Origin of the sequence: Parasynechococcus sp., assembly GCF_042954245.1 — a bacterium.
Taxonomy (GTDB): domain Bacteria; phylum Cyanobacteriota; class Cyanobacteriia; order PCC-6307; family Cyanobiaceae; genus Parasynechococcus.
Genome location: NZ_JBGKDP010000106.1, coordinates 1 through 10,937 on the forward strand (window position 1 = coordinate 1; position 10,937 = coordinate 10,937).

The window sequence follows — 10,937 nt, forward strand, 5'->3', positions numbered from 1 at the left end:
TCGCGGTCGAGGGCGACGCCGCGAACTTCCGGTTCCCCACTGCCGTTGTCGGTGGGATTGATGCGGATTTGCGAGTCCTCCAGGTCGAAGGCCTCCTGCACCGCTTGAACCGCCTTGCTGCCGGCGCCCGAGTCAATCACGCAGCTCACCTTCACCTCACTGGTGGCGATCAGGCGGAGGTTGATGCCTTGCTGGCACAGGCAGTTGAACAGGCCGGCGGCAATGCCAGGGCGTCCCATGATTCCGGCCCCGCTGATGCTCAGCTTCGTCAGCCCTGCTTCGGACGCCAGATCGCCGCCTAGTTGATCCAGAACCTTCTGGCTCACAGCGCGGGCCAGCTCGAGATCCGCTTCGGCCACCGTGAAGGTGATGTCATTGCTGCTGCCCTCGTGGGTGGCCTGAATGATCAGGTCCACATTGATTTCCGCCTCGGAGAGGGTTTCAAACAGTTGTGCGGCAATCCCGGGCTGATCGGGTATGTGGGAGAGGGCGAGCACGGCCTGTCCGTCCACTTCCTCCATCCCATCCACGGGACTGCCGAGCTCCAGGCCACTGCTGCTGATCGGTCGGGCTGAACGGCTAGTGATCTGGGTGCCAGGGGCATTGCTCCAACTGGAGCGCACCACAAGGTTCACGCCGTAATTACGAGCGATCTCAACAGCCCTGGGATGCAGCACGGAGGCACCAAGGCTGGCGAGTTCCAGCATTTCGTCGCAGCTGATCGTCTCCATCAGTTGGGCATCGGACACCTTGCGCGGATCGGTGCTGAGAACACCCGGAACGTCGGTGTAGATCTCGCAGGCATCGGCACCCAGGGCCGCCGCCAGGGCGACAGCGGAGGTGTCGGAGCCCCCGCGTCCCAGGGTGGTGATTTCGTTGAGGCCATCACTGCTGGTGCTGGTGCCCTGGAAACCGGCGACCACCACCACCTGGCCAGCACCGAGGCGGTTGCGGATTCGGTCGGTGCGAATCCCGAGGATCCGGGCCCGGCCATGGGTGGATTCCGTGGCGATGCCCACCTGCGGCCCGGTCATCGACGTCGCACTGACCCCTTGGGCGTTCAAGGCCATTGCCAGCAAGGCGATCGACACCTGTTCGCCACTGGCCAGCAGCATGTCCATCTCCCGCTGGGTGGGGGCAGAGGTGATGGCGTTGGCCAGACCCGTCAATTCATCGGTGGTGTGGCCCATGGCGGAGACCACCACCACCAGGTCGTGCCCCTCCTCACGGCAACGTCCGATCCGATCGGCCACCGCTTTGATGCGTTCCACGCTGCCGACGGAGGTGCCCCCGAATTTCTGCACCAGGAGGGCCATGGGCCGGGCTTCAGCAACGCTGGATTTTCTCACCTGGCGGGCAGCGATCAGCCCAGCAGGCCGTCGCGGAAGGCATCGCCAGGCTGTGCGCCGCGTTTCAGCCGTGCCTCCACCTCGAGTAGACGGCCCAGGAGCGAGAGAAATCGTTTGGGCGGGTGACCCTGCAGCTGCTTGCGCATCACATAGATGCGTTTGGGGTTACCGATCCCAGCGGCCTTGGCGATCACCGCCACATCCCGTTCCCCTTGCTGTTCCAGCAGGCTCACCCAGAGCCAGCCGCGGATCTGGCTGGTGAGGGTGGCCACGATACGTAAAGCTGGTTCCCCCGCTTCGATCAGGGCATCCCAGCGGGCAATCGCTTCGCCGGGGTTGCCCTCCAGCAGCGCATCGCCCACGGCCAGGGCGTTGGTGGAGCGTCCCCCCACCAGCTCCTGCACCCATACAGCGGAAATGCTGGTGTCCCGCAGGGACAGCTTGCGGAGTTCCGATTCGAGCCGGGCGCTGTCGGTGCCGATGGCCTCCACCAAGGCATCGATGGCATCCGGCTCGACCTTCAGCCCCAGGGCCTCGGCCGTGCGTTGCACCAGCTGGCGTTGGCCGTTGCCATCCCAGGCCGCTGGCAGCGGGAAGCTCTGCTCCTGATCGAGCCCGCTTTTGATCCGCTTCTGCAGGGCTTTGGTGATGCGCAGGCGGCCATCGGGTTTGGCCGGGTTCACCAGCACCAGGTGGCTGGTGTCGGGGATGAGCTCGAGGGCGGCTTCAAATCGGTCGGCCAGTTCACTGGGGCAGCCATTGCAGAACGGACTGCGCTGCAGCAGCACTAGCCGTTCGCCAGTGGCGAAGGGAGGGGTGCGGGCTTCCTCGAGGGCCTGCAGGGCTTGACCAGCGTCCGCCCCATCCAGGCGGCTGAGGTTGAGGCTGTTCCAGCTGGGGTCGACAACCTGGCCGATCAAAGCATCGATGGCCCGGTCCCGCGCAGCGGCGTCATCACCCCAGAGCAGATGGATCGGCATGGGTCGATGATGGCGTAGATGGCCCAGGACCACCCGATCTTCACTGAAAGCATCCGGCGGATCCGGGCGGCTCTGGGGGACACGGGCCTGCCGCCGCTGCAACAGCAGGTGCTGGAACGGTTGGTGCACAGCAGCGGCGATCTCTCCCTTGGAACATTGCTGCGGTTCAGCGAGGGGGCCTGTGAGCAGGGTTTGGCAGCGCTGAAGCAGGGGGCGTCGATCCTGACGGACACCGCGATGGCGGCGGCAGCGGTGGCCCCGATGGCCCAACGCACCCTCGGAAGTGGGGTGCATACGGTGCTGGAGTGGGCACCCGAGGCGGCGCCTTCGGGTTCAACGCGCATGGCGGCTGGCATGGAGCAGGCCTGGCGCAGGCTCGCGGTGGCGTCACCGGCCCCGGTGGTGCTGATCGGTAGTGCGCCGACCGCTCTCGAGGTGTTGTTGCAGCTGGTGGCCGCTGGAGCCCCTGCCCCCAGCCTGGTGATTGGCATGCCGGTGGGTTTTGTGGGGGTGGCGGAAAGCAAGAAGCATCTGGCGTCCAGTGGACTGGCCCAGATCCGTTTGGAGAGCAGCAGGGGTGGGGCCGGCCTGGTGGCCGCGGCGGTCAATGCTCTTCTTCGCGCTGCCGCAGCACCAGCTCCCCCTCTTTCCAGCTGAGTTGCCAGCTCCCGGCAAGATCAGCGGCACCACCGGGGGCACCGCTTTCAAGTCGCCGGCTGAGCTCGTCCAGTTGGCTGGCTGGTAGGGGTGGCACCCCCTGCTGCTGCAGCCATTGCGCCAGCAGCAGGCGGCGGGTGGCTGAGCTCAATGCCCCCAGGCCGCGGCGGTCCAGGCCAGCAGCGCTTTGCAGAACGTCCAGGGCCATCTGGCTGAGTTCCGTCCGAACGTCCCGCACCTGGGACACCCGTTCGGCCAGATCGCTCATCCGCTGCGTGCTGCTTGGATGCAACTCCTCCAGCACCGGCAGAACCTCATGGCGGATTCGGTTGCGGGCGAACCCGGGGGATTGGTTGCTGGGGTCCTCCCAGATCGACAGGGCAAGGTCCCGGCAGATCTGGAGGGTTTCGTCACGTTGGAGGTGCAGCAGCGGCCGGCGCAGCTGGGGTCCTTCTCGGCTGAGGGGGCGGACGCTGGGCAGTACCGCCAGGCCGGCCAGATCGCTGCCGCGGGCCAGCTGCAGCAGCATCGTTTCGGCCCGGTCGCTGGCGGTGTGGCCCGTCACTACATCGGCGCCTGCTTCGCGGCCCCGTTGTGCCAGCTGTTCGTAACGCCACTGCCGGGCTTTGGCTTCGCTGGGCAACCGTCCCGGCGCTGCCTGGTCCACCTGGAGGGGGAGCTGCCGCTGCTGGCACCAGGTGCTCAGTTCCGCCGCGATCCGGCTGGAGCCGTCGTGCCAGCGGTGGTCGCCGTGCCAAAGGCTCAGGCTCCAGTCGTGCAACGGCGCCAGATCCTGCAGCAACGCCAGCAAGGCCATGGAGTCCTGTCCGCCGGACACCGCCAGCAGCAGGGAGCTGCCCTGGGGCAGCAGCTGTGGCTGCATCAGCAGGCGCCGGTGCAGGCGGTCATGCCAGGACGTCCAGCCCAAGGAGAAGGGGTGCGTTTCCTCCACGGTGTGAGAATCAGGGCATCGCTGTCCAGTCCCCCATGACCCGTCTTCAGCAGCTGCCCATTTCTCTGCAGCGCAGCCTTGAGCACCGCTCTGCGCTCAAGGTGATCGCTGGCCTGATGAATTTTAATGCCGCCAGTGTGGAGCGGGTCGCCCGTGTAGCCGGGCGTGGCGGTGCTGATCTGATCGATGTTGCCTGCGACCCTGCCCTTGTGCGTCGAGTTATCGAGGCCTCCGGTGGCGTGCCCGTCTGCGTGTCGTCTGTGGAGCCCGAGCAGTTTCCCGCGGCGGTGGACGCCGGTGCGCTGATGGTGGAGATCGGCAACTACGACGCCTTCTACCCCCAGGGCCGGATTTTTGATGCGGCTGAGGTACTGGAGCTCACCCTCCGCACCCGCCCACTGCTGCCCAACGTGGTGATGAGCGTCACGGTGCCCCATGTGCTGCCGATGGATGAGCAGGAGCAGCTGGCCATTGATCTGGTGGCGGCCGGTGCCGATCTGATCCAGACCGAGGGCGGCACCAGTGCCAAGCCCTTCAGCGCTGGTCACCTCGGCCTGATCGAGAAGGCTGCTCCCACCCTGGCGGCGGCCCACAGCATCAGCCGCGCCGTCGATGTGCCCGTTCTTTGCGCCTCTGGTCTGTCGGCGGTGACGCTGCCGATGGCCATCGCTGCAGGTGCGGCTGGTGTTGGCGTCGGTTCGGCCGTGAATCGCCTGCAGGATGAGTTGGCGATGCTGGCGGTGGTGCGTGGTCTGCGTGATGCCCTGGACAGCACTGTTGCGACCCGCGTCTGAACCTGAATGCTCCGCTGAGCGAAGGCCTCTTCCCCTTCATGGTGTGAAGAGTGCTCCGCTCGCTCGCGGGAGCAACAGCTCTCGTGTGAAAATTGACCTCTGACTTCCAGTTCCATGCAGTTCATCAACACGCTGACCGTTCTGGCCCTGGTGGTGGCGTCCTTCGCCTTGATCGTTGCGGTGCCGGTGTTGTATGCCTCCAGCGAGGACAGCGGCCGTTCCAACCGTCTGATCCTGCTGGGCAGTGCTGTGTGGGTGGTTTTAGTGTTGCTGAACTGGGGTGTGAGCTTCTTCGTCGTCTGAGCTCAGCTCTCAGCGGGAACCTGGCGGGTGCCACGATGGCTGGGATTCAGTCGGCACCTTCCCTATGGCCACGTTCGAAGGACGTTTCTTTGACGCAGCTGGTCTACGCGTCGGCATCGTCGTGGCTCGTTTTAACGATCTGGTCACCGCCAAGCTGCTGAGCGGCTGTCTCGACTGCCTCAAGCGCCATGGCGTGGATGTGTCGGAGACCAGCTCCCAGCTTGATGTGGCCTGGGTGCCGGGTTCGTTCGAACTGCCGATTGTGGCCCAGCAGATGGCCCGCTCCGGTCAGTATCAGGTGTTGATCACCCTGGGGGCGGTGATCCGCGGGGACACACCCCATTTCGATGTGGTGGTGGCGGAGGCCAGCAAGGGCATTGCTGCGGTGGCGCGCGACACGTCCGTGCCGGTGATCTTCGGTGTGTTGACCACCGACACGATGCAGCAGGCGCTGGAGCGGGCGGGCATCAAGAGCAACCTCGGCTGGAGCTACGGGCTGGAGGCCCTGGAGATGGGCAGCCTGATGCGGGCCTTGCCGTCGGCTTGATGCTTCAGGCCGCCAACTGATCCAGCACCTGCCGGGCCCGTTGCACTACGGGCTTGGGAACGCCGGCGAGTCGCGCTGCTTCGATACCATAGCTGCGGCTGGCGCCGCCGGCCTGCACCTGATGGAGGAAGACCAGATCCTCACCGGTTTCCTCCACCAGCACCTGAAAGTTGGCCACGTTGTCGCGTTCGGAGGCCAGGTTGTTGAGCTCGTGATAGTGGGTCGCGAACACCGTGCGGCTGCCCAGATCGCCGGCCAGGTGCTCGCTCACGGCCCAGGCGATTGACAGGCCATCGAAGGTGGCGGTGCCCCGCCCGATCTCATCCAGCAGCACCAGGGAACGATCGCTGGCATGATGCAGGATATTGGCGGTTTCGGCCATCTCCACCATGAAGGTGGACTGGCCGGCGGCTAGATCATCCACAGCACCCACCCGGGTGAAGATCCGATCGGCGATGCCGACCGTGGCAGATCGGGCCGGCACCCAGCTGCCGATCTGAGCCATCAACTGGATCAGGCCGATCTGGCGCAGATAGCAGCTCTTGCCACTGGCGTTGGGGCCCGTGAGCACCACCAGGTCGGTGCCATCACCGAGCTGCACATCATTGGGGGTGAAGGCGGCTTCCACCAGCCGTTGCTCCACCACCGGATGGCGGCTGGCCTCCAGCTGCAGCCTCCGGCTGTCGGTGATCGTCGGAGCGCAGTAGCCACCGCTGGCGGCCACATCGGCCAAGCCGGTGAGGGCATCGAGGGCAGCAACGGCGCGGGCCGCCTGGCGGATCGGGGCGGCCATGGTGCCGACCTGTTCGCGCAGCTGGCAGAACAGTTCGTATTCCCGCTGGCAAGCCCGGGCCCGCAGCTGGAAGATGCGGCCCTCCCTTTCCTTGAGATCGGGGGTGATAAAGCGTTCCTCGTTAGCCAGGGTCTGGCGCCGGATCCAGTGGTCCGGCACGGCGGTGGCCTTGGCTTTGCTCACCGCTAGGAAGTAGCCGAAGGTGCGGTGGTGCTGCAGTTTCAGAGTGCTGATGCCACTGCGTTGACGCTCCTGCTGTTCCTGGTGGCTGAGCCAGGCGTCCTGATCGTCCAGTTGGTTGCGCAGCCCATCCAGCAGCGGATCGACACCGTCATGGATCAGATCACCCTCTGAGAGGGAGAGCGGTGGGGCCTCCACCAGGTTGTGGCGAATCGTCTGGGCCAGCTCCGCCAGGGCTGGATCGGGGCTGAGCAGCTGCTGCAACCAGTCCGGTCCCGCGCTGATCGCAGCCTCCAGCCGTGCGGTGAGCTGGGGCAACCGTTCTAGGCCATCGGCGATGGCCACCAGATCGCGGGCACCGGCATGGCCCGCTCCGGCCCGGCCGGCCAGCCGTTCTAGGTCGCCCATCGGCCGCAGCAGCTGGCGGATCGCCAGCCGCAGGCTGCGTTCACCCACCAGGCTGCTCACCAGATCCTGGCGCTGCTGAATGGCCTGGGAGTTCATCAAGGGTGCTTCCAGCCAGCGGCGCAGGCAACGGCCGCCCATGGCGGTGAGGGTGCGATCGATCGCCCAGAGCAACGACCCCTGCAACTGGTTGTCGCGCTGGGTGGCGGTGAGTTCCAGGTTGCGGCGGGTCTGGGCATCCAGCACCAGGGCATCGCCGCGGTGCACGATCGCCGGTACTTCTAGGGGAATGCGGCTGTCCTCCTCCAGCGGCTGAGTGTCCTGCAAGTAGCGCAGCAGGCCGCCGAGGGCCTGCAGGGCCAGGGGGTACTCCGGTAGCCCCAGGCCATCGAGCCTGCTGAGGCCGTAGTGCTGCTGCAGGGTGCACTCTGCTTCCGCCGGGCTGAAGGGGGTGCTGGCTATCGGCGTCAGCCGCAGCCGTTCCGGACACCAGGCCGGCCGCTCTGCGTCGAGGGCGGCGGCCCAGAGCAGTTCGGAGGCCTCCTGCTGGGCCAGCTGCTGGTGCAGGGCGTTGCTCTGCTCCCGCTGCATCACTTGCACCTCGCCGGTACTCACATCGGCACTGGCCAGGCCCCAGCGCAGCGGTTGTTTCCCCTGGGCTGGCTCCACCACCACCGCCGCCAGCCAGTTGTTGCGGCGGGCGCTGAGCATGCCCTCCTCCAGCACCGTGCCGGGGGTCAGCACTCGGGTGATGTCCCGCTTGAGCAGGGCGCCCTTGGTGGGGGTGGTTTCGAGTTGATCACAAAGGGCTACGCTGTAGCCCTGCTTGACCAGTTCGGCGCAGTAACGCTCAGCGGAGTGGTGGGGGATGCCCGCCATCGGCACCCGCCCGATCTCCTTGCCGCCCTCCTTGCCGGTGAGGGTGAGTTCCAGCACCCGGGACAGTTCGATCGCGTCTTCGAAGAAGCATTCGAAGAAGTCGCCCAGGCGGTAGAACAGCACCCGCTCCGGATGGGCCGTTTTGAGCTTCACGTAGTGCTGCAGCATTGGCGTGAGCTGCAGCGGATCCAGCTGGCTGTGGTGGGCCCAGGCCGGTTCGTCGCTGCTGGGTGCTGAATCGCTTGCAGCCGGGGATTCGGTGCTGGTCTCGCGTGATTTGGCCTGCCGCGTTCGGGGCCGGGCGGCGGCATCAGCCCCAAGCTCGTCATCGTTGAGATCGTGGCTGGCCGCCTCCGGTTCGCTTGCGGTTGCCGTTGCCGATGGGGCTGCCGGTTCAGGGACGCCAAAGAGATTGCCCTGCAGTGCATCGTCCTGGGGCTGGGAAGCGGACCGCGGCATCGGCTGCACTCTCGGATCTGGATCGTACCGAGCTTCTGGGGTTGGCCCCTGGCTCAGCGGCGCAGCACCATCAACTGCTGGGGGTTTGCATCCTGGAAGCCCAGTTGCCGGTAGAAGCCGACACTCTTGGTGGTCATCAAATACACCCGTTCCACACCCACCACCGGCGGGGTGTGCAGCAGTTCTTCGATCACCCGGCGGCCCAATCCATGGCCCTGGAGATCGCCGGCCACGACGATGTCCCAAAGCACGGCCCGGCTGAAGCCATCGGAGGTGGCCCGGCCGAACCCCACCAGCCGCTTGCCGCGCCAGAGGCTCACCACGGCATCGCTACCGGCCAGCAATCGCCGCAGCTGAGCAAAGCTGCGGCCGCGGGCCCAGAAGGCGTGGCGATCGAACAGCCGTTGCAACTTGAGCAGGGCCCGGCTGGGGCGCAGGTCCAGTCCGAGGCCAAGCCAGCGCAGGCCGGGGGCACCGGGGGCATGGTGAACCAGCCGGATCGGGGTCACGGGTCTGGAAGCCGCATCACTTCATCTTGCTCCCCGGCGATAATTGACGTCCGCTGTTTGGCCCCGCAGCATCCATGCCCGCCTACGATCTCACGGCTCCGTATAGCCCCAAGGGCGACCAGCCGACGGCGATCAAGCAGCTGGTACAGGGGGTGAACAGCGGCGAGCGCTATCAGACCCTGCTGGGGGCGACGGGCACGGGCAAGACGTTCACGATGGCCAACGTCATCGCCCAGACCGGCCGGCCGGCGCTGGTACTGGCCCACAACAAAACCCTGGCGGCGCAGCTCTGTAATGAGCTGCGGGAGTTCTTCCCTGAGAACGCCGTTGAGTACTTCATCTCCTATTACGACTACTACCAGCCGGAGGCCTACGTTCCGGTCAGCGACACCTACATCGCCAAGACGGCGTCGATCAACGAGGAGATCGACATGCTGCGCCACTCGGCGACGCGGTCGTTGTTTGAGCGCCGCGATGTGATCGTGGTGGCCTCGATCAGCTGCATCTACGGCCTCGGGATTCCGAGTGAATACCTCAAGGCGGCGGTGAAGTTCGAGGTGGGGGAGACCCTCAACATCCGTGGTCAGCTGCGCCAGTTGGTGAACAACCAGTACAGCCGCAACGACACCGAAATTGCCCGCGGCCGCTTCCGCATGAAGGGAGATGTGCTGGAGATAGGCCCCGCCTATGAAGACCAGCTGGTGCGGATCGAGCTGTTCGGTGATGAGGTGGAGGCGATCCGCTACGTCGACCCCATCACCGGCGAGATTTTGCAGAGCTTGGATGCGGTGAACATCTACCCGGCCAAGCACTTTGTGACGCCCAAAGACCGGCTGGACACGGCGATCAGGGCCATCCGCTCAGAGCTGCGGGATCGGCTGGATGTGCTCAATGGCGAAGGCAAGTTGCTGGAGGCCCAGCGGCTGGAGCAGCGCACCAAGTACGACCTGGAGATGCTGGGGCAGGTGGGCTACTGCAATGGGGTGGAGAACTACGCCCGCCATCTGGTTGGCCGCGAGGAGGGCACCCCGCCGGAGTGTCTGATTGATTATTTCTCGGACGACTGGCTGCTGATCGTGGACGAGAGCCACGTCACCTGCTCACAGCTGCAGGCGATGTACAACGGCGACCAGGCTCGGAAGAAGGTGCTGATTGAGCACGGCTTCCGTTTGCCCAGCGCGGCGGACAACCGGCCGCTGAAGGGGGCTGAGTTCTGGGAGAAGGCACGTCAGACTGTTTTCGTTTCAGCCACCCCGGGTGACTGGGAGATGGAGGTGAGCGGCGGTGAGGTGGCCGAACAGGTGATTCGCCCCACGGGTGTGCTGGATCCGGTGGTGGAGGTGCGGCCCACGACGGGGCAGGTGGACGATTTGCTCGGAGAAATCCGCGATCGGGCGGCCAAGAACCAACGGGTTCTGGTCACCACTCTCACCAAGCGCATGGCGGAAGACCTCACCGATTACCTGGCGGAGAACGAGGTGCGAGTGCGCTACCTGCACTCAGAGATCCACTCGATCGAGCGGATCGAGATCATCAAGGACCTTCGCCTGGGTGAATACGACGTGCTGGTGGGGGTGAATTTGCTCCGGGAGGGATTGGACCTACCGGAGGTAAGCCTGGTAGCGATCCTCGATGCCGACAAGGAAGGTTTCCTGCGGGCCGAGCGCTCCCTAATCCAGACCATCGGCCGGGCTGCCCGGCACGTGGAGGGCGTGGCGCTGCTCTATGCCGACAACATGACCAACTCAATGGCCAAGGCCATCTACGAAACGGAGCGGCGCCGCGCGATTCAGCAGACCTACAACGAGAAGCATGGCGTGGTGCCCACGGCGGCCGGCAAGAAGGCCAGCAATTCGATCCTCAACTTCCTTGAGTTGTCCCGCAAGCTGAAGCAAGACGGGCCGGACGCGGATCTGGTGGAGGTAGTCGGCAAGGCCGCCAAGGCCTTGGAAGACGATCCCGATGCCGGTCTGGCTCTTGAGGCACTGCCGGAGTTGATCGATCAGCTGGAATCCAAAATGAAGGAGGCGGCCAAGAAGCTCAACTTCGAAGAAGCCGCCAACCTGCGGGATCGGGTGAAGCAGCTGCGTCAGAAGATGGCCGGCTCCCGTTGAAATCCACGGTGGAAAC

10 protein-coding genes are annotated in these 10,937 nt (G+C 65.5%); 5 read left to right on the forward strand and 5 right to left on the reverse strand.

Features of this window, described 5'->3' with window-relative positions; all coding sequences use genetic code 11:
* Together ACGVJ8_RS04825 and holA are read right to left on the reverse strand one after the other, a co-directional pair.
* Nucleotides 1–1,316 (reverse strand): aspartate kinase (locus ACGVJ8_RS04825; protein ID WP_392345939.1); only part of this gene is annotated, 1,316 nt, incomplete at its 3' end.
* 47 nt (nucleotides 1,317–1,363) lie between these two features.
* The gene (gene holA, locus ACGVJ8_RS04830) at nucleotides 1,364–2,329 is read right to left on the reverse strand and encodes a DNA polymerase III subunit delta (RefSeq protein WP_392345922.1); all 966 of its coding nucleotides are present in this window, start codon (nucleotides 2,327–2,329) and stop codon (nucleotides 1,364–1,366) included.
* 18 nt (nucleotides 2,330–2,347) lie between these two features.
* Here holA and ACGVJ8_RS04835 point away from each other — a divergent pair, with 18 nt between their 5' ends.
* On the forward strand, nucleotides 2,348–2,986 hold the full coding sequence (locus tag ACGVJ8_RS04835) for a precorrin-8X methylmutase (protein ID WP_392345924.1): 639 nt from the start codon (nucleotides 2,348–2,350) through the stop codon (nucleotides 2,984–2,986).
* On the opposite strand, the gene tilS is transcribed toward ACGVJ8_RS04835, so the two are convergent.
* On the reverse strand, nucleotides 2,934–3,938 hold the full coding sequence (gene tilS / locus ACGVJ8_RS04840; RefSeq protein ID WP_392345926.1) for a tRNA lysidine(34) synthetase TilS: 1,005 nt from the start codon (nucleotides 3,936–3,938) through the stop codon (nucleotides 2,934–2,936). The genes ACGVJ8_RS04835 and tilS overlap by 53 nt on opposite strands.
* Nucleotides 3,939–3,973: 35 nt before the next feature.
* Here tilS and ACGVJ8_RS04845 point away from each other — a divergent pair, with 35 nt between their 5' ends.
* From ACGVJ8_RS04845 to ribH, 3 genes are all read left to right on the forward strand, one after another.
* Nucleotides 3,974–4,732: a DUF561 domain-containing protein gene (locus tag ACGVJ8_RS04845; protein WP_392345928.1), complete on the forward strand. Its 759-nt coding sequence runs from the start codon at nucleotides 3,974–3,976 to the stop codon at nucleotides 4,730–4,732.
* A gap of 114 nt (nucleotides 4,733–4,846) precedes the next feature.
* Entirely contained in the window at nucleotides 4,847–5,035 is a 189-nt protein-coding gene (gene psbZ / locus ACGVJ8_RS04850) for a photosystem II reaction center protein PsbZ (protein ID WP_038551804.1), read from the forward strand.
* 64 nt (nucleotides 5,036–5,099) lie between these two features.
* Nucleotides 5,100–5,582, forward strand: coding sequence for a 6,7-dimethyl-8-ribityllumazine synthase (ribH, locus tag ACGVJ8_RS04855; RefSeq protein WP_392345931.1), 483 nt, complete (start codon nucleotides 5,100–5,102; stop codon nucleotides 5,580–5,582).
* A gap of 4 nt (nucleotides 5,583–5,586) precedes the next feature.
* On the opposite strand, the gene mutS is transcribed toward ribH, so the two are convergent.
* Both mutS and ACGVJ8_RS04865 read right to left on the reverse strand, forming a co-directional pair.
* On the reverse strand, nucleotides 5,587–8,298 hold the full coding sequence (mutS, locus tag ACGVJ8_RS04860) for a DNA mismatch repair protein MutS (protein WP_392345933.1): 2,712 nt from the start codon (nucleotides 8,296–8,298) through the stop codon (nucleotides 5,587–5,589).
* 53 nt (nucleotides 8,299–8,351) lie between these two features.
* Nucleotides 8,352–8,807, reverse strand: coding sequence for a GNAT family N-acetyltransferase (locus tag ACGVJ8_RS04865; RefSeq protein WP_392345935.1), 456 nt, complete (start codon nucleotides 8,805–8,807; stop codon nucleotides 8,352–8,354).
* Between the two features lie 74 nt (nucleotides 8,808–8,881).
* Between ACGVJ8_RS04865 and uvrB the strand changes: the two genes are divergently transcribed.
* A complete protein-coding gene (uvrB, locus tag ACGVJ8_RS04870; RefSeq protein WP_392345937.1) occupies nucleotides 8,882–10,921 on the forward strand; it encodes an excinuclease ABC subunit UvrB in 2,040 nt (679 codons plus the stop codon).
* Nucleotides 10,922–10,937 lie beyond the last annotated feature (16 nt).